Here is a 20,774-nt window from a genome sequence, read left to right on the forward strand (position 1 = left end):
CCGCTATTGGGCGGCGTAGAGGGACTTGGCCTGGGCTTCCAGATTCTTGACGTCAACGCTGCCGTCCTTGATGAATGACTGCAGCGCCGGGATCATGACGTTGTTCGCCATGGCCGGCAGTGCGTCCCGGTCAAAGAACTGGCTGATGCTCTTGGCGTTGGCGATGACGTCCGCCATCTTCTTGCTCAGGGGCGAGAACTTGGACGTGTCGGCTCCCTTGGCGGCGGCGATGTTTGAACCGTCCACGGATGCATAGACGTCCTGTCCCTCAGGGGTGCCGAGGTACGCCAGGAAGTCCCGGGCGGACTGGTTCTCGCCGCCCTTCTTTGACAGCAGGAGACCGTCGATGGGCGCCTCGACGGCGTCCCGGCCTTCCATTGCCAGTTCCGGGAAGGGGAAGAAATCGATGTCGTCGGCGACAGTCTTGTCCGTGTACTGCTGGGTGAGGAAAGACCCCAGCAGATACATCCCGGACTTCTTGTTCTCGAGGTTTTTGGCGGAGTCCTGCCAGGTCATGCCAAGGGCGTTGGGGTTCTGGAACGGCAGGAGGGCCTTCCAGGTGTCGAAGACATCGCTGACCTTCTTTTGGTCCCAGGATTCCTTGTGTGCCGTGAGGTCCATGTGGAACTGGTAGCCGTTCAGGCGCATGTTCAGGTAGTCGAAGGTGCCCATCGCCGGCCAGCCGTCCTTGTCGGCGAACTCGATCGGGATGAGGCCGTCGGCCTGCATTTTTTTGGCCAGGGCGGTCAGCGCGTCAAAGGTGGCGGGAACCTCGTAGCCCTTCTCCGTCCAGAGACTCTTCCGGTAGAAGAAGCCCCAGGGATAGTTGTAGTTCGGGACGAAATACATCTTGCCGTCGGCGCCGGTGGACGCTTTCTTCATCGCCTCGGAATAATTGCCGCCGATTTTCTCCCAGACGTCATCGATCGGCGCCAGGAGGCCCTTGCCGGCGTAGTACTGCATGCGATAGCCGGCGAACCAGGTGAAGGTGTCGTCCGGGCTGCCCTGCAGGTAGGTGTTGATCTTGTTCTGGAAGTCGTTGTGGGGCACCACGTTGGTGTTGACCGTGACTCCGGACTTCTTCGTGAAGGCATCGGTGACGGCCTTGTAGGCGTTCTTGGGTACTTCATCGGATGAACCCGACCCGAAAGAAACTGTCTTGCTGCCGCTGCTGGCGCCGCCTGAGGGGCCGCTGCCGCCAGTGCACGCCGCAAGCGATGGGACGCCGGCAATGGCGAGCGCGCCCGCACCAAACGTCTTCAGCAGCGTCCTCCTGTCCCACCCGCCCTGGCTTGAAGCCCGGCGCAACGCGTCTTCGTGCATGGTCATGATTTCTCCTTTGAAACAGTGCGGGTGGTGTGAAGCGGCTCACATAGATAACTATCATAAACGCACAATAAGGAACGTCAAGGGGCAAAGACGAACATTGGGGAAAGTCGGGTCACGCCATTCGGGTTGGGGATGTTACACGGCTGCAACCAGCGGGACATTCGAGTGAAACCGCCCGGCCGCACCATGAAAGAGGCGGCAGCCTTTCCGGGCCGTTTTCTGCTCGAAGGGTTATGCAAATGCCGACTCCGTTCAACCAGAGCGTGGCTGATTCCGCGCTCCTGACCAAGTCGCTGCCATTGGGCCTGCTGCGGGCGTTCGTCCAGTCAGATGCCGCCGATGAAGGGTTCACCCCCACGCTGCTGGCGGAGCTCAAAGCCTTGGCCCGCGTCCCCGGGCTGCTCGTGGCCTGCAACTACGGCGGCACTCTGTGCGCCGCCGAGGGGATCTCCACCGAAACCCTTCCCTTGGGCAGCGCGGCCATCGCACTGCGCGCGTTGGCCGCCCTGCCCAACACGCACGCCGCCGTCATCTCCGGACGCTCGCTGCGTGATCTCGCCGCAGTCTCCCGACTCCCCGCGGAGGTCCACCTGATCGGCTCGCACGGCGCCGAATCGGACATGCAGTTCGCCCACGTCCAGCCATTGGCCACCGAGGTGACCCTGCAGAAAGTCAGCACCGCGCTCTCCGAAGCCGTGGGATTCCAGGAGGGTGTCTGGATTGAGCGCAAGCCCGTTGCTGTCTCCGTGCACACCCGTCCGGCGGCGCCGGATGTTGTGGCGTCCGTAACGGACACTGCGCGGGACATCGCCCGGGCCCACGGTCTGTTCTTCATCCTGGACGGTTCCGTACTGGATCTCTCGGTGGTGGAGCCGTCCAAGGCGGACGCCCTGGAAAGCCTGCGGTCACGGCTTGGCGCCAGCGCTGCACTCTACGCCGGCGATGCGTACAGCGATGAACTGGCCATCGCCACCCTCCGCGGCCCGGACCTTGGCCTGCACGTGGGGCCGGGGGATACGGGTGCCGCGCACCGCCTGCGGGACCCGGAATCATTTGCCCGGGTCCTCGCCATCCTTTTCGAGCTCAGGCGCGCCTGGCTGTTCGGCGAGGACGCAGTTGGACTCGAACGGCACACCCTGATCGGCAACGGAACCTCAACTGCGTTGCTCACCCCGGACGCAAAGGTCTGCTGGATGAGCCACCCGCTACCGGATTCAGGTTCGCTGTTCGCCCACATCCTCGGCGGGGATGCAGCCGGGCACTTCTCCGTGGAACCGGTTAAGACTTCGCAGGTCCTGGGCCAGCGGTATGTGGACAGCACCATGATTGTGGAAACCCGGTGGGCGGACGTGACCGTCACGGACTACCTGGAACCGGCTCCGGAAGGGATCACCAGCCTGGTCCGGGTGCTCTCCGGCGCCGGCGCAGCGAGGATTGTTTTTGCGCCACGGCCGGACTACGCCAACGCGCCGTTCAGCATGGAGGCCCGCGACGACGAGCTGCATATCGTGGGCACGGCCGATCCCATTGTCCTTTCGGCGCCGGGCGCCAGGTTCGTGATCACCTCTGACGGCCGGCACGCTACGGCGACAGCCACGGTGAACCTGCAGGACGGCCCGGTGGTCCTCAATCTGCGGTGCGGGGACACCGAGCCCCGCGCCGCGGATCCGGACGGCGAGGTGGACCGGCGTGCCGGCGTGGCCCTGCACTCCCGCCGCTGGGTCCAGGATCTGGAGCTGCCGGCGGTGAAGCCGTCACTGGTCCGCCGCTCCGCGCTGGTGTTGCGCGCCCTGGTTCATGAGCCAACCGGTGCCGTGCTGGCTGCCCCCACCACATCGCTGCCGGAGGGGATTGGCGGAACGCGAAACTGGGACTACCGGTACTGCTGGCTGCGGGACGGTTCCATGACGGTGCATGCACTGGTGGACTTAGGCTCCACGGCGGAGGCTTTCGGGTTCCTGGAATGGCTGGGCCGGATCCTCGCGCACGCGCCCGGCCCGGAATGGCTGCATCCGCTGTACTCGGTCACGGGGGCGCAGCTGTCCACCGAAGCCATCATCGACAGCCTGCCCGGATACGCGGGCTCCCGTCCGGTCCGGATCGGGAACGCCGCAGACCACCAGGTCCAGCTGGACGTCTTTGGGCCCGTCGCCGAACTCATCGCCGCGCTCAGCGATCGGAACGGCGCCCTGGCAGACGACCATTGGGAACTGATGGTGAAGCTGGCCTCCGCTGTGCTGGCCCGCTGGCATGAGCCGGACCACGGCATCTGGGAAGCCCGGCGCCCGCCCCGGCACCACGTGTACAGCAAGGTGATGTGCTGGGTGACGCTGGACCGGGCCCTCCGGACGGCTGCCCGGCACGGCAGGACGCCGGACCCCGCCTGGGAACCCACGGCACAGGCCATCCGCGAGGAGGTCCTGCGGGAGGGCTGGGATGACTCGGCGCGCTCCTACACCGTCGCCTACGACAGCCCCGACCTGGACGCGGCCGTCCTGCACATCGGGCTGTCCGGCCTGTTGGACGTCACCGACCGGCGCTTCCTGGACACGGTCACGGCCGTGGAACGCGAACTCCGGGTGGGACCCACCGTGTTCAGGTACAGGTACGACGACGGCCTGCCGGGTTTGGAGGGCGGCTTCCACATCTGCACCACGTGGCTTATCGAGGCGTACGTCGCGGTGGGCAGGATCGACGAAGCCTGGGACCTGTTCGACCAGCTCGTGAACCTGTTTGGTCCCACCGGGCTGCTGCCGGAGGAGTACGATCCCGGCACCGAAACGCACCTCGGGAACCACCCGCAGGCCTACTCCCACCTGGGCTTTATCCGCTGCGCCCGGCTCCTGGACCGGCACAGGCCTGAGGCGAGAGTGCAGTAGCTACCGGGAAGCGCCTGCCGCGACGCGGAACCTACCGGGATGCCGAGAAGATCTGCGGTGCAGGCCGGGTGCCGGTGGCGAGGTCGGCGAGGATCCGTCCCACCACCGGGGTGAACTTGAAGCCGTGGCCGGAGAAGCCCGCACCGATAACGACGGGGCCGATCCGGTCAAGGATGAAGTCTTCGTCCGGTGTGGTGGTGTACGTGCAGCTGATGGCCTGGAAGGAATCGGCGTCAACCCCGGGCAGCCAGGTCCGGGCATAGTCCTGCAGCGCGGCGAGCTGGACGGGTTCGGGGAGGAAGGACCGCCTGTCCGGGTCCACTTCGGGGCCAACGCCGTGCCAGCCGGCCTTGATGCCCTCACCGGGGTCTGCATCCCGTAGACCGGTGAGTACCAGTCCTTGTAGTCCGCACCGGGTCCGGGAGTGTGGTTGAAGCCGGGCCACACAGCCTGGTCGTCGGCTACCCGGAAGTGCGCCGGCTGTTCCTGCGTGACCCTCAGCCGGGGAATCCTCAGCTTCCGGCTTCCGGCCGCCGCGGACAGCAGTTTCGCCGTCCAGGCGCCGGCAGTCACCACTGCCTGCGCGGCGGTGACCACCTCGATCGTGCCGGTTGCGCCGGAGCCGCCCGTCCCGCCGCCGCCTGTCCCGCCGTGTCCCATCCCGCCGCCGCCGTTCTCTGCGCCGCCTACCTCCATGGTGAGCCGGACGCCGTCGTCCATGATTTCCAGGTCCAGCACCTTGGTGTGGTGGCGGATCTCGGCGCCGCGGGCAGCGGCCAGCCGCTGGAAGGCGGGGAGCGCGGCCTCCGGGTTCAGCTGGCCGCCGTCGGGCATATAAAGCACCTGCTGGTCGAACCGGATGCCCCGCCACCGCCCGGCCGCTTCCTCCGGACGGAGCGATTCAGCCCGGATGCCCGCCTCCGTGAGGGCGGCCTCCACCAGCGGTAGCCGCGGATCAGGACCATGGTTGACGATCCCCGTCCGGGTGAGCAGCCGCTCGCCGCTGTCCTGCTCGAGCTCATCCCAAAGGGCCAGCCCCTCGGCCAGCATGGCCACGTACTCCGGCCGGTAGTACCCCGGGTTCAGGTTCCTGGTGCTGCCGTGCGAAGCCCCGTTGTGGTGGCCCGGTCCGAACTGTTCGAGCAGGGTGACCTGCCGGCCCCGGCGGGCCAACGCCCAGGCGGCGGCGGAGCCCATGGCTCCGCCGCCGATCACAACAGTGTCAAGGATTGTTCCCATGTGGCTCCTCAGGTTCGGCCGGTTCACTCAGGGTCAGTTCAGCAGCAGGGCGACGCAGATCATGGCGGGTACCGCCACCACCGTAGTGATCAGCACGGTGTCCTTGGCCACGGTGAGGCCGGTGGAGTAGCGGCTGGCGGCAACAAAGACATTTTGCGCCGTCGGGAGGGAAGAAACCACCACCACTGCGAACAGGGCCTGGCCTTCGAGCCCCAGCACGAAGCGGGCAAAAACGTAGGCAATGGCCGGTTGGATAACGAGTTTGAAGGCGCTGGCCAGGATGGTGTCCAGCCGCCTTGCAGCGGCGGCCTGCAGGGGGCGGCTGCCGTGGAGGCTCATGCCGAACGCGATCAGCATCGCCGGGATGGCCGCACCGCCGATCAGGTGGATGGGCTCCAGGACCAGGGCCGGCACCTGCCAGTTCATTCCGGCCACCAGCAGGCCCAGCGCGGACCCAACAATCATCGGGTTCCGGAGGATCATGAAGATGAAGCCCAATGGCGTGGTGCGGTGGCTGCTGGTGCTGGCGTCCAGGATCATCAGGAAGAGCGGGGTGAAGAAAGCCAGCTGGAAGATCAGCAACGGCGCCACATAACTGGCGTCGCCCAGGACGTACACGGCGATGGGGATGCCCAGGTTGGCGGAGTTGGCCAGGGACGCCGCCATTGAGGACATCAGCGCCTCCGGCAAAGCCCGCTTCAGGATGAACTTCACGATGCTGAAGAACATCAAAGCGCTGGCGATGGCTGCCACCGCGGTGACCAGCAGGGGTTCGGCGAAGACTTCCCGCAGTTGTGCCTTGCTCAGGGTCTCGAACAGGAGGGCGGGGCTGGCCACAAAAAACGTGAGGGCACTGAGGACCTGGCGGGCGTTGTCGCCCAGGATCCGTTGCCGGCCCACGAACCAGCCCACCATGATGATGAACCAGACCACAAAAAAGCCCTGCAGCACGCCTACCAAGAGAAGCCTCCGAGGGCGCGGAGGCGGGGTGTGCCGGGACTCACGCTCCGGCTAGGCCGTGGCGTTATTGAGTGCGAACGGCGGTCGCATCAGGCCGGGGGTGTGGCCCTCGGCAGGATCGTTTCCGATCTGGACGATTTTGTTGTCCCTGTCCACGTGGACAACCTTCGGATCATAGGCCTTGGCCTCTTCCGTGGTCATCTGGGCATAGGTGATAAGGATGACGATGTCATTCTCGTGCATCAGGTGCGCAGCGGCGCCGTTGATGCCGATCACGCCCGAGCCGCGCTCGCCGGCGATGGTGTAGGTTTCCAGGCGCGCACCGTTGGTGACGTCCACGATGGCCACGAGCTCGCCGGGAAGAATGTCGGCAGCATCGAGGAGGTCCAGGTCAACGGTGACCGAACCTACGTAGTGGAGGTCGGCGTGCGTGACGGTGGCCCGGTGGATCTTGGACTTGAAGATTGTGCGATTCATAAGGTGTCCAGTCTATCGCCGCCCTCCCGGGTTGCGCTGTGACGTACCAAACAGGAGCGCACCAAGCAGGAACGCACAAAACGGTAACGCACTGAACAGGAACGCACAAAACAGGAACGGACGACGGCGGGCGGCCGGGCGCCGTCGTCCGTCACTGCCCCGGCGGTCCGCCGACTGACGCGGCGGTTCGCCTACTGCCCCGGCGGTCCGCCGACTGACGCGGCCGTGGCGGCGAGCGTCTCCCGGGCGGCGAGGATGGCGGGCCGCTGCGCGCTGGAGCGGCGCACGGACGTAAACACGGTGCGGTGCGGATCGCCGGGCAGCTCCAGCAGTTGGGCGGTGGTGCCGCGGCCGGTCCAGACGAGGTCCGGCATCAGGGCCACGGCATTGCCGGACTCGATCAGCCTGATCTGCGCCTGGAGATCGGCCGTTTCGAACCGCACATCGGGCTCGAATCCCGCGGTCCGGCAGGCCTGCTCCGCCCAGTGCCGGGAGGCGGCGCCGCGGGGCTCCATGACCCACGGGAGGGCTGCAGTGTCTTCGAGGGAGCGGATGGCGGGTCCGCCGTCGGACGCCGGTGGAACGGCGAGCCGGATGGCGTCGGTGGTCAGTTTGACGCGGTCCAGCTCCGGATATCTTGGTGCGGCGTGGCCCGGATACTGTTCGGCAATCACCAGGTCGAAGTCGCGCGCCCAGGTCTCGTGCAGGGCGGTTTCCGGCTCCCGCTGCGTCATCTCGATCCGCACCTCCGGGTACTCCGCCGTCATCCGCGTCAGGGTGCCCGGCATCAGGGCCAGCGCCGCGGACTGGAAGACGGCGATCCGGACAGTTCCGGTGACAGTGGTCAGCGACGCCGCCAGGTCTGCCTCGGCCTGTTCCAGGGTTTCAAGCAGCTGGGCGGTATGCGCCACGAGGACTTCCGCCTGCGGTGTCAGCTGGACCCGGCGTCCGGTTTTCCGGAGCAGCTCCACGCCCACTTCCTTTTCGAGCAGGGCCAGTTGCTGCGAGACCGACGACGGGCTGTACTGCAGTGCCTCCGCGACCTCCGCCAGCGTCCCCCGGATTTTCAGTTCGCGGAGCAGCCTGAGGCGACGGACATCGAGCATGGCCACATTCCTTGACGAATCTAATGGATATTGGTTAGAAAGATTCACTTTATCTAACGCAAAGACTGCTTGCATACTGGTGTACCTGAGTTACCCCCGTCACAGCCCGTTCCCGATGGGCACCGTCATGGGGCCGCACCCCACGCAGGAGTTCCTGATGAGCACACGAGACATGAGCCAGTCGATTATGCGGCGCAAGCCCATCGACGATATCGAAGAAGAAAACAAGCACAGTGGACTGTTCAAATCCCTCGGGCTTTGGCAGCTGACTGCCATCGGCGTCGGCGGCATCATCGGCGTCGGCATCTTTTCCCTGGCCGGACTGGTCGCCCATGGCAGCGAGACGGAGCCCGGGGTAGGCCCCGCGGTGTTGTTCTCCTTCCTGATTGCGGGGCTGGCGTCCGCGGCGGCCGCCCTGTCTTACGCCGAATTCGCGGGCATGATCCCCCGGGCGGGCTCGGCGTACACCTACGGGTACGTGGCTCTGGGCGAAGTCATCGGCTGGTTTATCGGCTGGGACCTGCTGCTGGAATACATCGCCATCGTGGCGGTGGTGGCCATCGGCATTTCCGGCTACTTCGACGCGTTCCTCTCCGGCATCGGCGTACACATGCCCGTCTGGATGACCTCGACGCCGGATGAGGGCACGGGCGGCATCGTCAACATCCCCGCGATTGTCGTGTGCCTGCTCGTGACCTGGATCCTCTCCCGCGGCACCAAGACCTTCGGCCGCTTCGAGCTCGTCGCCGTCGCCATCAAGGTCGTCCTGATCCTGTTCATCATCGGCCTGGGCATCTTCTACATCAACACCAACAACTACAACCCGTTTATGCCCAGCGGGTTCGGTCCGGTGCTGGCCGGCTCTGCAACCGTGTTCTTTGCCGTATTTGGTTACGACGCGATGAGCACGGCGGCGGAGGAAGCCACCGATGGCAAGAAGCACATGCCGAAGGCGATCATCCTGTCCCTGGTTGTGGCCATGCTGCTCTACGTCGCGGCCACGCTGGTCCTCACCGGCATGCAGAACTACCAGGACATTGACCCCAAGGCGGGCTTCGCCTCCGCCTTCAACGGTGTGGGCCTGCCGGTGATCGCCACGATAATCTCCGTCTTTGCCGTGCTGTCCATCCTCACCGTCATGCTGACCTTCCTGCTCGGCGTCACCCGCGTCTGGTTCTCGATGAGCCGCGACGGGCTGCTGCCCGGCTGGTTTGCCAAAACCGACCGGCACGGCACCCCGCAGCGCGTCACCTGGATCGCGGGCGTGGCTTCGGCGCTGCTGGCCGGAGTTTTCCCGATCAAGGCCGTTGCCGACCTGACAAACATCGGCATCCTGGCCGCGTTCGTCGTCGTCTGTCTCTCCGTGATCATTTTCCGCTACAAGAAGCCCGACGCCCCGCGCACCTTCCGGCTGCCGTTTATGCCCGTGGTGCCGCTCTTCGGCATGCTCGCCTCGGCGTTCCTGATGGTGCAGCTGCACTGGGAGACCTGGCTGCGGTTCGTCGTGTGGCTGATTGTGGGGCTGGCGATCTATTTCTTCTACGGCCGCAAGCACTCGCTGATGAACCCCAACAGTCCGCGCCACGACGAGGCCGTGGAGATGCACCGCCCCCTCGCCTGACCCGCCCCTGCACTCGGACGCTCTCTCACTTAACGCCATTTTTTCGGGACGCTCTCTCACTTAATGTCGGCTTTCACGGGACGCTCTCTCACTTTCTTGAAGAAAGTGAGAGAGCGTTCCCGTTTTTCCTGCGTTAAGTGAGAGAGGGTGGCCCCAAAAACCGCATTAAGTGAGAGAGCGTTGGGTGGGGAATCATCGGGATTTCTAACCTGTATTCCTCAGAAAAGGTCGCTTTATCTTAAGTGATTCCAAGCTCATACTGGTGGATAAGACCCCTTCATACAAAGGAAAGAACGAGCGATCATGACCCACACTGCAACGGAAACCTCCGGCCGGACTGACGTCCCAGAGGCCCGTGCCCTCGCCGCAGAGACCATCGCGCTGGTCCGCCGCTGGCTCACCGAAGCGTCAAAAGTCCCGGTTGACGCTTCGGCCGAGCAGCTCGCCGGTGTGCTGAAGGACCCGAACGGCCTGGACTTCACTGTCGGATTCGTCGACGGCGTGGTCCGCCCCGAAGACCTGAACGTCGCCGCCCGCAACCTTGCCGCCCTCGCCCCCAAGGTGCCTGCCTTCCTCCCTTGGTACATGCGCCGCGCGGTGCAGCTCGGCGGCACCATGGCGCCGGTCCTGCCGCAGGTTGTCATCCCGATCGCCCGCAGGGTTCTGCGCGAAATGGTGGGCCACCTGATCGTGGACGCCACCGATGCCAAGCTGGGCCCGGCCATCGCCAGGATCCGCAAGGACGGCATCAAGCTCAACGTGAACCTCCTGGGCGAAGCCGTCCTCGGCGAGCACGAGGCCTCCCGCCGGCTCGAAGGCACCCACACGCTCCTGGCCCGCGCGGACGTTGACTACGTCTCCATCAAGGTCTCCTCCACCGTCGCCCCGCACTCCGCCTGGGCCTTCGACGAGGCCGTGGAGCACGTGGTTGAGAAGCTGACGCCACTGTTCACCCGGGCCGCCTCTTTTGCCGGCGCCGGCAACAACCCAGGGAACAAGGCCAAGTTCATCAACCTGGACATGGAGGAATACAAGGACCTGGACATGACCATCGCGGTATTCACCCGGATCCTGGACAAGCCCGAGTTCAAGAACCTCGAGGCCGGCATTGTGCTGCAGGCCTACCTGCCGGACGCCCTCTCCGCCATGATCCGGCTCCAGGACTGGGCCGCCGAGCGCCGCGCGAGCGGCGGTGCCGCGATCAAGGTCCGCGTGGTCAAGGGCGCCAACCTGCCCATGGAGCAGGTGGAGGCCTCCCTGCACGACTGGCCGCTCGCCACCTGGCACACCAAGCAGGATTCGGACACCAACTACAAGCGGGTCATCAACTACGCCCTGCACGCGGACCGGATCAAGAACGTCCGCATCGGGGTGGCCGGCCACAACCTCTTCGACATCGCCTTCGCCTGGCTGCTCGCCAAGCAGCGCGGCGTGGAGTCCGGCATCGAGTTCGAGATGCTGCTGGGCATGGCGCAGGGCCAGGCCGAAGCCGTCAAGAAGGACGTCGGCTCCCTCCTGCTGTACACCCCGGTGGTGCACCCGGCCGAGTTCGACGTCGCCATCGCCTACCTGATCCGCCGCCTCGAAGAGGGCGCCAGCCAGGACAACTTCATGTCCGCAGTCTTCGAGCTGAGCGAGAACGAGGTCCTGTTCGAACGCGAGAAGCAGCGCTTCCTCGCCTCGCTGGACACGCTCGACGACGAGGTCCCCCCGGCCAACCGGCAGCAGAACCGCAGCCTCCCGCCGCAGCCCCTGCCGCACGATTCCTTCGACAACACCCCGGATACGGACCCGTCACTGCCCGCCAACCGCGCCTGGGGCCGCGCCATTCTGGACCGCGTCCCGACCTCCACCCTGGGGAACGCCGCCGTCGAAGCCGCCACCATCTCCGACGAGGCAACCCTCGACACCGTGATCGAGACGGCCGTGGAGAAGGGCAAAGCCTGGGGCGCGCTCTCCGGCGACGAGCGGGCCGCAATCCTGCACCGCGCCGGCGATGTCCTGGAGGCCCGCCGCGCCGACCTGCTCGAGGTCATGGCCAGCGAAACCGGCAAGACCATCGACCAGGGCGATCCCGAGGTCAGCGAGGCCGTGGACTTCGCCCACTACTACGCCGAATCGGCGCGGAAGCTGGAAAAGGTCGACGGCGCCACGTTCGTTCCCGCGAAGCTCACCGTGGTGACCCCGCCGTGGAACTTCCCGGTCGCCATCCCGGCAGGGTCCACCCTCGCGGCACTCGCCGCGGGCTCCGCCGTCGTGATCAAACCGGCGAAGCAGGCCCGACGCAGCGGCGCCGTGATGATCGAGGCCCTCTGGGAAGCGGGTGTCCCGAAGGACGTGCTGACCATGGTGCAGCTGGGCGAGCGTGAGCTCGGCCAACAGCTGATTGGCCACCCTGCCGTGGACCGTGTGATCCTCACCGGCGGCTACGAGACTGCCGAGCTGTTCCGTTCCTTCCGCAAGGACCTGCCGCTCCTGGCCGAGACCAGCGGCAAAAACGCCATCATCGTCACGCCCAGCGCAGACCTGGACCTCGCCGCCAAGGACGTGGCGTACTCCGCGTTCGGCCATGCCGGCCAGAAGTGCTCCGCAGCCTCCCTGGTGATCCTGGTGGGCTCGGTGGCCAAGTCCAAGCGGTTCCACAACCAGCTGATCGACGCTGTCACGTCCCTGAAGGTGGGCTACCCGCAGGACCCCACCAGCCAGATGGGCCCCATCATCGAGCCCGCCAACGGCAAGCTCCTCAACGCCCTGACCACCCTGGGCGAAGGCGAATCCTGGGCCGTGGAACCGAAGAAGCTGGACGGCACCGGCCGGCTCTGGAGCCCGGGCGTCCGCCACGGCGTCCGCCGCGGGTCCTACTTCCACCTCACCGAATTCTTCGGCCCGGTCCTCGGCGTGATGACCGCCGACACCCTGGAGGAGGCCATCGGCATCCAGAACCAGATCGAGTACGGCCTCACGGCAGGCCTGCATTCACTGAACCCGGACGAGCTCGGCATCTGGCTGGACTCCATCCAGGCCGGCAACCTCTACGTCAACCGCGGCATCACCGGGGCCATCGTGCAGCGCCAGCCGTTCGGCGGCTGGAAGAAGTCCGCCGTCGGCGCAGGCACCAAGGCCGGCGGACCGAACTACCTGGCCGGCCTGGGCGACTGGACCAGCCAAGCCAGCACGGCAAGTGCCGCCATCACGAACGACGGCGTCCGCCGGCTCGCCGCCGCGGCCGCAAGCGCCCTGCAGCCAGGGGAACTCGGGTCGCTGCAGCGTGCCCTGGCGTCCGACTCCGCGGCGTGGGCCGATGAGTTCGGCACCGCCAAGGACGTCTCGGGCCTGAGTGCCGAACGGAACATTTTCCGCTACCGTCCGCTGCCGGTCACCGTCCGCCTCTCCGAAGGCGCCCCGCTGGCACACCTGGCGCGGACTGTCGCCGCCGGCGTCCTGGCCGGTTCGGCACTCACCGTTTCCACCGCCGTCGAACTTCCCGTCCAGCTGCGGGCCGTCCTCACCGGCCTGGATATTTCAGTCACGGTAGAGTCCGACGCCGGCTGGTTGGCTTCGGCGGCCCGCCTCGCCAAGGCAGGCGCGCTGTCCGGCGCGCGGATCCGCCTGATCGGCGGCGACGCCACCGCCCTCGCGGAAGCCACGGACGGCCGCCCTGATCTGGCGGTTTACGCCCACCCGGTGACCGAAGCCGGCCGTGTTGAACTGCTGCCGTTCCTGCACGAACAGGCCATCAGCATCACCGCCCACCGGTTCGGCACCCCGAACCACCTCTCGGATGCGCTGATCTAGCCGGATTCAGGGCGCCGCAGGGCAGGCGGCGATAACAGAAAGTCCCGACCGCCACCAGGGTGGCCGTCGGGACTTTCTGTTTGTTATGAGGGGCCGCGCCAGAGGCGCTGGCCGGAGACCATTGAGAGTTAGCCCAGATACCAGCCTGGGGGAGTCCACGACGTGGGAACGTTGTGGGCGGAGAAATCATCGCAACGGGTGCAGGTGTAGGCGACTTCGCCCAGTGTCCTGACCGCCCCGTCACGCCGGTACACCGGAGGGACATACGATTCGAGATAAATAAATTCGTCCGTGCCGCATTTGTCGCAGGTTGGCTTACCTACGTATTCGGCGGCGTGGGTGATGCCGGCGCCGTAGCTGGAATGATGCGTGACCAGCGGGCGTGCGGTGTTATGTCGAGGTGCAAATGCGGTGTGGTGATGGGTGTTCTCGGCTGTCGTCATTGGCTGCCTATCCCGAGTACGGCCGCCCCATGGGCCGCGGGGCGCACTCGTAGTTTTGAACCGGCCACTGCTTGACCCATGGAAAAACCAGCATAGAGGAGGCCGGGTTTTTTCTCAATGGTTTTTATGAAATATGGGTGCGGTCAGGCTGACTTCTTGAGCGTCCGGCCTACAATGGCCTGCGTCAGCGCATCGATGACTTCGGCGTTGGCCAGCGGGTTGCGGATCAGGGTGAAATCGACGTCGCCCACCGGTGGCAGGTCGAAGGTGCGGGTGATGATCTTCAGGTCTTCGGGGACCAGCGACGTCGGCATCACGGCGACGCCGATGCCGGCCCGGAGCGCCGCCAGGACGCCGCTGATCTGCCTGGTGGTGCACGTTATGCGCCAGGTCCGCCCATGGGATTCAAGCGCATCGATGGCCAGTTTCCGGCTGAGGCTGGGGGAAGGGTAGGCGATCAGCGGCACCGGGTCCGCGGGTTTGAGGGACGTCTGCTCCAGCCCCACCCAGGAAAACGTGTCGTGCTGGACCACGGTTCCGTCCTTGGCGCCGGCCACCCATTTCACAAACACCAGGTCCAGCTGGCCGGCATTCAGTTTCTTGTATAACTGGTCGCTCTGGCCCACCGTGAGCTCAAGGTTGATCTGGGGGTAGACCTGCCGGAATTCACGCAGGATCCGGGGGAGTCCGGTGATGGCCAGGTCATCGGCCGTGCCGAAGCGAAGCCGGCCGCGCATGGCCGAGCCGGAGAAGTAGCGGGCGGCAGCGTCGTGGGCCGACAGGATGTTGCGGGCGAACCCGGCCATGGCGTCACCATTGTCCGTCAGCCGGACGTCCCGGGTGTCGCGGCTGATGAGGAGGCGTTTGGCGGCGGTCTCCAGCTTGCGGACGTGCTGGCTGACCGTTGGCTGTGCCAGGCCCAGCCTTTCGGCGGCCTTGGTGAAGCTCAGCGTCTCTGCCACGGCAAGGAAAGAGCGAAGCTGCGCGGGTTCAAACACGGCGGACTCCTTTGGCGACCGTTGGCACGGGCACCATTGCGTTTCATGATGGTAGTTATAGACACGATACGTCTACATAATCAGTGGCAACCAGCCTAGCGTGGGGAGCATCCCAACCCGCCCGCTTCCCTGAGGACATACTCGTGGCTCCCCCACCGCCAACATCGGCAGCCGTCAGCCAGCCCGTCATCGATTCAGCGTCCGCCGCGGCCTCCGCCGCGGCGGACGCCGCCCCAACCCAGCCAATCGGCGTCGTGAGTGAACACCTCCCGTGGCGCCACACCTTCATCTCCTTGAAAATCCCCAACTTCCGCATCTTCGCGATCGGGCACTTTGTGGCCGTTGTGGCCCTGTGGATGCAGCGGATCGCACAGGACTGGCTGGTGCTGGAACTCTCCGGCTCCGTCACCGCCGTGGGCATCACGGTGGCGCTCCAGTTCATGCCCTCTCTCCTGCTGGGACCGTGGGGCGGCATGGTGGCGGACCGGTTCGCCAAGCGAAAGATCCTGATGCTGTGCCAGAGCCTGGCGGCCCTCCTCGCGGCAACCCTGGCCATGCTTTCCCTGACCGGCGCCATCGAGGTGTGGCATGTCTACGGCATCGCCCTCGTGCTGGGGCTGGTCACGGTGCTGGACCAGCCCGCGCGCCAGGTCTTTGTCAACGAGCTGGTGGGTCCCAGGTACCTGCGCAATGCGATCAGCGTCAACTCCACCACCTTCCAGCTGGGCGGGCTGATCGGACCGGCGCTCGCAGGCCTCCTGCTCACCGCCGTCGGTGCCGGCTGGGCCTTTGCCGCCAATGCGGTGGCGTGCTGCTCCACCGTGACCATGCTGCTGCTCCTGCGGAAGGACCAGCTGTTTGTCAGCGTGCCGGCCCCGAAGAAGAAGGGCATGCTGCGGGAGGGGCTGCGGTATGCGCTCAGCAAGCCCACCATTTACTGGCCGTGGCTGATGGCCGGGTTCATCGCCGTGTTCGCCATGAGCCTGCCGGTCCTGCTCGCCGCCTTCGCGGACCACGTGTTCGACGTCGGCGCCGGCGGCTATGGCCTGCTCAACGCGCTGGTGGCACTCGGCGCGCTCGCCGGCGCCGTCGCCTCAACCCGCCGCCGGCAGCTGCGGCTCCGGTCCGTGGTGTTCTGTGCGGGCATGTACGGGCTGATGCTGTGCCTCGCGGCGTTGGCGCCGTCCATGCTCTGGTTCGGTGCGGTGATGGTCCTGTCCGGATTCTGGTGCCTGATGTTCCTGACCGGGTCGAACCAGCTGGTCCAGATCAGTTCAAACATGGCTATCCGCGGACGCGTGATGAGCCTGTACATCATGGTGCTGATCGGCGGCCAGGCCATCGGCGGCCCGATGCTTGGCTGGATTGCCGAGCACGTTGACCCGCACGTCGCCCTGCTGGTGTCCGGCGGGGTGCCGGCGCTCGCCGCGCTGACGGTCGGCGTCGTCCTGGCCCGCAAAGCGGCGTTGAAGCTCCGCGTGGACCTCAAGGACCGCCGCCACCTGGTGAAAATTGTCAGCCGGATGCCGGCGGGCTGAAGGCTGCCGCGGCAGAACGGGAGGTGGATCTCCTGACTACTCCATGGTACGCAAATCTTCTTTTTCGGCGAGCCGACTAGGCGGATGATGTAATCAAGGGAAGTATTTCAAGCATGTCAACTGAAATTGTCGATTTTGTAGCCGAAAAGCACCTTGAACAAATTATCGATATTTTGTTTGACGTTCGGAAGTCCGACCCGGGGTACCCTCCGCCGGTAGATTCCGGGTTCGGGCGTGACACCTTGGCGGAGTGGCTCCTGGGCGAGCACTCGTTGGCAAGGTGGGTCGCGGTCGACAAAGGTCGTGTGGCAGGGTTTATTCACGTTACAAATCCACATAAATACCTCACCGACGTCGCGCATTCCCCAGGTTCGGAAGACTGGGGAGAATCACCATTGGGCGAGATCGGAAAATTCTTTGTCAGTCCTCATAGTCAAAGAACCGGTGTAGGCAAATTGCTGTTCGAAAAGGCTCGATCTTTCACCCGCGGCAGCCAGCTGACGGCTGTCCTCGCGGTCGTGGTGACCTCGGAGAAAGCCGTGGCCTTCTACCAGAAGCAGGGAATGCGGCTGGTCGCCACTTTCCAGGGGGTGCATGGAGAGAACCTTGTTTATGCAGACGCGGGCGGTGAAAGCGTTGACAGATAATGCCCTAAACGCCGCGGCTGCCACGATGTCTGCGGTTGCGGCAATTGCGGCCCTCATCGTTGCATGGCTAACCCTGCGTCAGTCGCAACAGGCTGCCGAGTTCAACCGGAAACAGATCGCACGCGCATTGGATGATTCATTCCAAGCGCGCTTGGACCCCATGTACGCCGGACTTCGAATGTCTCTGGGGCACATAGAAGATGGAATTCCAAGAGAAATCCGCCACATCCTCATTCCCTTCTTCGTACTCTTCAGTGATGCCTTCGGCGCCCATCGTGACGGCCTCTTGGACGACAGGGACTGGAACGGCCTTTCCCAGGAATTGGCGTATTGGAGCCAGAAACCCGTGGCCCGACGGGCATGGGACGCCTTTCGGCAGCAGACCTGGACGCTAGGTTTCAAGGAGCATGTGGACTCGGTCCTTGCGGGGCCGCCTGCCTATCCAGACTTGCGGGAATTGGACTCGACGGAGCCGGAGCTTCGGTGGGTGAACGATTAGCGCCGAATGCGTAGTCGTGGAGCTGAACCGAAGAGAGGGTTCCTGACCCGACGACAAACGGGGGACTAACGGGCCTGCTGGGATGGCGTCAGGCGCGGCGGTGATTGTGCCCGTAGCTTCACGGTGTGAAAATGACGCTCTGGGCACTGCGCCGGGCAGCCCCTGCGGAACTACGGGAACAGCATCATGGGATCCATAACGATCGAAAGCACCGTCCTCATACCCTGCGCGCGTGCAGAGGCGTACGCGTTCTGCGTGGACGGGGAGGCCCGCGCCGCGGTGCCCGGCCAGGAGGGCGTGACGGTTCACTTCCAAGACCTTGTGCTGGACCGCTCCTGGACCGAAATACACGAAGGCCGCGCGGAGATCATCACCTGTACCTGCATGGTGTACCCGGTGGCGGACAGCACGCGGCTGACCGTGACGGCGCAGTACGTTCCGAAGGGCCTTGGCCGGATGTTTTCCGTGGCCAAGGAGGGCGCTTACCGGAATCAGGAGGCGGCCCGGCTGGCGAACCTGAAGAAGGCCGTGGAGCGTGCAGTACGGCAGGCGAAGAGCGTCTAGGGCGGCGGAATCCGCCCGCAATGGAGCGGCTGACGGGAATCGAACCCGCGTATCAAGCTTGGGAAGCTAGCGCTCTACCATTGAGCTACAGCCGCGTGGCCCCCAGGTGCGCGGGGCAGAACTTAGCTTAGCGCAGATGCGTCCCCGCGCCGGCAACGGTGCCCACGGTGCGGACCGTGTCTGGCTTAAATCCTTCCGTGCGGCGTCATCCAGTAACTCTTCAATAACGTCCCTGCATGTGGCTAGGTATGGGACAAAACCAGTGGCTACTGTGAACCCGTTAGCTGCAGTGTCATGGGGGTGGGGCGGGCTATCACCGCTCGCCAGCCGCTACCGAAGGATTCTCCCCATGGCATTTGCAGAACACGAGGTACTCATTCCGCGTGACGCCATGGATGTCTACACTTTCCTGATCGACGGCCTGAACCTGCCGCAATGGCGCACCGGCATCCGCAGCATCAGCCTGGCTTCCGGCGCCGCCCGGACCAAGGGCGCGGTGTACCGGCAGACGGTGCTGGGCCGCTCCGGCTGGCCGGTTCCAGCCGACTTCGAGATAACTGAAGCCAGGCCCGGCGCCGAAGTCCGTTACCAGGTCATTTCCGGCCAGACCCGGCCCTCCGGCGGGTATTACCTCAGTACCGAACCCGCCGGAACCCGCGTCCGGTTTGCCCTCGAATATCAGCCCAAGGGCCTCCTCGGCCTGATGAACACCGGAATCCAGCGCGCCATGAAGGCTGAAGTGGCCCAGCTGGAGCGCCTCAAGGACGTGCTGGCGATCGCCTCGGCCGCCTAGCTTCCGCTACGCGGGCACCCTGCACGGACACGCTGCGCGGTCCCCGCCCCGGGGTTCCCCGGCGAAAATCCAGTCCCGCTACTGGGCCAGCCGCTGGCCCGCCCAGCTTCCCGTAATGTTCGACGGCGCCGCAAGGGTTCCGCCGGTCAGGTCCCAGTACTGCACCACATCTTTGGCCCGGCGCAGTGCCACCCCGGTCGAGTTCAGGCCCGTGACATCGCGCAGCGGCCGGATGCCTGTCACGTCCGTCCAACCGGTGGCCACAGTGGCCGGCACTTCGGCGCGCGGCGCCGGAGTGCCGGCTCCGCGGTAAAGCTGCACAGCGCCGTCGGACTTTCGCGCCAGAAGGTCCTGGAAGCCGTCAGCGTCATAATCCACCATGCTCAGGCGGGTGGCTGAGACTGCGCTGGCCATGAGGGTGCGCGAGGACATGTCGGCCAAACCGACGTTCGGGTAGAGCCAAAGATTGGCTGAGGTGTCCAGCGCCACGAGCTGGGGCAGCCGGTTGTTGGCGCACCAGCCGCCGACGGCGAGTGTCAGCGTCTCCCAGCCGCTGCTCCCCAGCGTGACCGGCGCCTGGAACCCTCCGGTGGCGATTCCCCTGTGAAGGGTCAGGCTGCCGTTGGTCCACTGGGTCAGCAGGTCGTAGACGCCGTCGCGGTCCCAGTCCGGGGTGAACACTTCCTTCGCCCCGGCGAACCCGGAACCGATCACCTTGGCTGCCCCGTAAGCCCGGTTCCCGGCGGCAGGGCGGTTGAGGAGCTGGCCTGACGAGTTGACGGACACGAGATCGGCAGGGCTGTTGATGGCCGCACCGCTTAGGTCCAGGGTGGGCGGCATGTGTTTGACGGCGGGATCGCACACGCTGGGCGTAGCAGGCGGGAAGGCGGTGCCGCCACTGGGGCTGCCGCCTGGCGAGGAGAGAGTGCCGGCCGGGAGGGTGGCGTAGCCGAAGAAGTTCACTACGCCCCAGATGGAGTACAGGCTGTTCGTGTAGGAGATTCCGGCGCCCATGACGTTGAAGCGCGGGTCAAGCAACATGGCATTGTGGCCGGGAGAGCCCTTCCACCATTCCACCAGCTGCGCGGCGTCGCGGTCGGTCCGGATGGCGATGACCTCGCCGGCGCTGCCCGGGCTCATGGCGCGGGGATCCGTCCAGAAACTGGCACGGTGTTCAATGACCTCGCGGCTGGCGATGCTGTTTGACCACTCCTGTGCGAGGCCGGCCACCGTGGGATGGTATTTGACCGTGGCCAGGCCCTTCGCCACCCGGTACTCGTTGATCTTGTTGAAAACAGTCAGGATGGCTGCCGCGTTGTTGTCCGGGACCAGTGCCTCGGTGGCAAGGGACCCGGGGGCGAGGGACTCCGTTGCGAAGGTCTGCGGGACCGTCCCCTTGTTCTGCGCCAGTTCCTCCTCGGGGGCCCACAGGGGCGGCACGGAAGGCACTTCGGATGCGGGCGGTCCGGAGGTGGCGGCCGGTGCAGCCTCCGCTGCCGGCGGCGGCACCGCTGCTGCTGGTGCCGGGGTTTGTCCGCCGGCGGGCGAGGCCGGCGTGGTCACCGGTTCCACGGCGGGGGCCAGTAGCGACCCACTGCCGGTATCCGCACCGCGTGCGCCGTCGTCGTCCGCCGTGCCCGCGGGACCCAGCGTGACCGCCCGCGGCCCGAAGGCACCAGCTGCCTCGGCCGACGGCTGGTCCGCCGGCGGGACGGAATGCAGGCCGGCGGCCGGAGAGACCAGGGCGAGGGCACACAAAATAGCCACAACGGCAGGCGCCGCAAAGTTTTTCAAACCAACCCCAGATCAGTTCAGTTCAGTTGTACCAGCCGGGAGACCTCCGGTGGCTGACATCCTGAGGCAACATTAGCCCCACTAGGCAACAG

General features: G+C 65.6%; 15 protein-coding genes, 1 tRNA gene and 1 pseudogene. 8 read left to right on the top strand and 9 right to left on the bottom strand.

Annotated elements, in window-relative coordinates:
• Nucleotides 1–3: 3 nt before the first annotated feature.
• Nucleotides 4–1,329 carry an ABC transporter substrate-binding protein gene (locus tag IAQ70_RS16425; protein ID WP_190990393.1) on the bottom strand — a complete coding sequence of 442 codons (1,326 nt, stop codon included), beginning with the start codon at nucleotides 1,327–1,329 and terminating at the stop codon, nucleotides 4–6.
• Nucleotides 1,330–1,568: 239 nt separating this feature from the next.
• Between IAQ70_RS16425 and IAQ70_RS16430 the strand changes: the two genes are divergently transcribed.
• Complete coding sequence (locus tag IAQ70_RS16430) at nucleotides 1,569–4,208, top strand: trehalase-like domain-containing protein (RefSeq protein ID WP_190990394.1); 2,640 nt, start codon at nucleotides 1,569–1,571, stop codon at nucleotides 4,206–4,208.
• A gap of 31 nt (nucleotides 4,209–4,239) precedes the next feature.
• Here the strand turns inward: IAQ70_RS16430 and IAQ70_RS16435 are convergent.
• The 4 genes and pseudogenes from IAQ70_RS16435 to IAQ70_RS16450 all read right to left on the bottom strand — a co-directional run bounded on the left by IAQ70_RS16435 (nucleotide 4,240) and on the right by IAQ70_RS16450 (nucleotide 7,990).
• Nucleotides 4,240–5,447, bottom strand: a pseudogene (locus tag IAQ70_RS16435) (FAD-dependent oxidoreductase).
• A 33-nt stretch (nucleotides 5,448–5,480) separates the two neighbouring features.
• Nucleotides 5,481–6,407 carry an AEC family transporter gene (locus IAQ70_RS16440; RefSeq protein ID WP_190990395.1) on the bottom strand — a complete coding sequence of 309 codons (927 nt, stop codon included), beginning with the start codon at nucleotides 6,405–6,407 and terminating at the stop codon, nucleotides 5,481–5,483.
• A gap of 51 nt (nucleotides 6,408–6,458) precedes the next feature.
• Nucleotides 6,459–6,884 carry an aspartate 1-decarboxylase gene (gene panD, locus IAQ70_RS16445; protein WP_190990396.1) on the bottom strand — a complete coding sequence of 142 codons (426 nt, stop codon included), beginning with the start codon at nucleotides 6,882–6,884 and terminating at the stop codon, nucleotides 6,459–6,461.
• 191 nt (nucleotides 6,885–7,075) lie between these two features.
• Nucleotides 7,076–7,990 (bottom strand): LysR substrate-binding domain-containing protein, encoded by a 915-nt coding sequence (locus tag IAQ70_RS16450; RefSeq protein ID WP_190990397.1) that lies wholly within the window; start codon nucleotides 7,988–7,990, stop codon nucleotides 7,076–7,078.
• A gap of 157 nt (nucleotides 7,991–8,147) precedes the next feature.
• Between IAQ70_RS16450 and IAQ70_RS16455 the strand changes: the two genes are divergently transcribed.
• Together IAQ70_RS16455 and IAQ70_RS16460 are read left to right on the top strand one after the other, a co-directional pair.
• On the top strand, nucleotides 8,148–9,611 hold the full coding sequence (locus IAQ70_RS16455; RefSeq protein ID WP_190990398.1) for an amino acid permease: 1,464 nt from the start codon (nucleotides 8,148–8,150) through the stop codon (nucleotides 9,609–9,611).
• A 303-nt stretch (nucleotides 9,612–9,914) separates the two neighbouring features.
• Nucleotides 9,915–13,406 (top strand): proline dehydrogenase family protein, encoded by a 3,492-nt coding sequence (locus IAQ70_RS16460; RefSeq protein ID WP_190990399.1) that lies wholly within the window; start codon nucleotides 9,915–9,917, stop codon nucleotides 13,404–13,406.
• A gap of 128 nt (nucleotides 13,407–13,534) precedes the next feature.
• Here the strand turns inward: IAQ70_RS16460 and IAQ70_RS16465 are convergent, their stop codons facing one another.
• A complete protein-coding gene (locus IAQ70_RS16465) occupies nucleotides 13,535–13,849 on the bottom strand; it encodes a hypothetical protein (protein WP_190990400.1) in 315 nt (104 codons plus the stop codon).
• A 143-nt stretch (nucleotides 13,850–13,992) separates the two neighbouring features.
• Nucleotides 13,993–14,847, bottom strand: a complete 855-nt coding sequence (locus IAQ70_RS16470) for a LysR family transcriptional regulator (RefSeq protein WP_190990401.1) — start codon at nucleotides 14,845–14,847, stop codon at nucleotides 13,993–13,995.
• A gap of 143 nt (nucleotides 14,848–14,990) precedes the next feature.
• Between IAQ70_RS16470 and IAQ70_RS16475 the strand changes: the two genes are divergently transcribed.
• From IAQ70_RS16475 to IAQ70_RS16490, 4 genes are all read left to right on the top strand, one after another.
• Complete coding sequence (locus IAQ70_RS16475; protein ID WP_190990402.1) at nucleotides 14,991–16,385, top strand: MFS transporter; 1,395 nt, start codon at nucleotides 14,991–14,993, stop codon at nucleotides 16,383–16,385.
• Nucleotides 16,386–16,498: 113 nt separating this feature from the next.
• Nucleotides 16,499–17,032, top strand: coding sequence for a GNAT family N-acetyltransferase (locus tag IAQ70_RS16480; RefSeq protein WP_190990403.1), 534 nt, complete (start codon nucleotides 16,499–16,501; stop codon nucleotides 17,030–17,032).
• A complete protein-coding gene (locus tag IAQ70_RS16485) occupies nucleotides 16,992–17,531 on the top strand; it encodes a hypothetical protein (protein ID WP_190990404.1) in 540 nt (179 codons plus the stop codon). Before IAQ70_RS16480 ends, IAQ70_RS16485 begins: the two co-directional genes overlap by 41 nt.
• A gap of 186 nt (nucleotides 17,532–17,717) precedes the next feature.
• Nucleotides 17,718–18,095, top strand: coding sequence for an SRPBCC family protein (locus IAQ70_RS16490; protein ID WP_190990405.1), 378 nt, complete (start codon nucleotides 17,718–17,720; stop codon nucleotides 18,093–18,095).
• Between the two features lie 21 nt (nucleotides 18,096–18,116).
• Here IAQ70_RS16490 and IAQ70_RS16495 read toward each other — a convergent pair.
• Nucleotides 18,117–18,190: transfer RNA gene (locus IAQ70_RS16495), tRNA-Gly, on the bottom strand.
• Nucleotides 18,191–18,444: 254 nt separating this feature from the next.
• Between IAQ70_RS16495 and IAQ70_RS16500 the strand changes: the two genes are divergently transcribed.
• A complete protein-coding gene (locus IAQ70_RS16500) occupies nucleotides 18,445–18,888 on the top strand; it encodes an SRPBCC family protein (RefSeq protein WP_190990406.1) in 444 nt (147 codons plus the stop codon).
• Between the two features lie 78 nt (nucleotides 18,889–18,966).
• Here IAQ70_RS16500 and IAQ70_RS16505 read toward each other — a convergent pair whose 3' ends face one another.
• Nucleotides 18,967–20,682, bottom strand: coding sequence for a CAP domain-containing protein (locus IAQ70_RS16505; protein ID WP_223860196.1), 1,716 nt, complete (start codon nucleotides 20,680–20,682; stop codon nucleotides 18,967–18,969).
• Between the last annotated feature and the right edge of the window lie 92 nt (nucleotides 20,683–20,774).

Source organism: Pseudarthrobacter sulfonivorans (assembly GCF_014712225.1).
In the GTDB taxonomy this organism is placed as follows: domain Bacteria; phylum Actinomycetota; class Actinomycetes; order Actinomycetales; family Micrococcaceae; genus Arthrobacter; species Arthrobacter sulfonivorans.

Coding starts and splice junctions, on each gene's coding strand:
- IAQ70_RS16425 (WP_190990393.1), bottom strand. CDS start 1,329: ATGACCATGCACGAAGACGCGTTGCGCCGGGCTTCAAGCCAGGGCGGG.
- IAQ70_RS16430 (WP_190990394.1), top strand. CDS start 1,569: ATGCCGACTCCGTTCAACCAGAGCGTGGCTGATTCCGCGCTCCTGACC.
- panD (WP_190990396.1), bottom strand. CDS start 6,884: ATGAATCGCACAATCTTCAAGTCCAAGATCCACCGGGCCACCGTCACG.
- IAQ70_RS16450 (WP_190990397.1), bottom strand. CDS start 7,990: ATGCTCGATGTCCGTCGCCTCAGGCTGCTCCGCGAACTGAAAATCCGG.
- IAQ70_RS16455 (WP_190990398.1), top strand. CDS start 8,148: ATGAGCACACGAGACATGAGCCAGTCGATTATGCGGCGCAAGCCCATC.
- IAQ70_RS16460 (WP_190990399.1), top strand. CDS start 9,915: ATGACCCACACTGCAACGGAAACCTCCGGCCGGACTGACGTCCCAGAG.
- IAQ70_RS16465 (WP_190990400.1), bottom strand. CDS start 13,849: ATGACGACAGCCGAGAACACCCATCACCACACCGCATTTGCACCTCGA.
- IAQ70_RS16480 (WP_190990403.1), top strand. CDS start 16,499: ATGTCAACTGAAATTGTCGATTTTGTAGCCGAAAAGCACCTTGAACAA.
- IAQ70_RS16490 (WP_190990405.1), top strand. CDS start 17,718: ATGGGATCCATAACGATCGAAAGCACCGTCCTCATACCCTGCGCGCGT.
- IAQ70_RS16500 (WP_190990406.1), top strand. CDS start 18,445: ATGGCATTTGCAGAACACGAGGTACTCATTCCGCGTGACGCCATGGAT.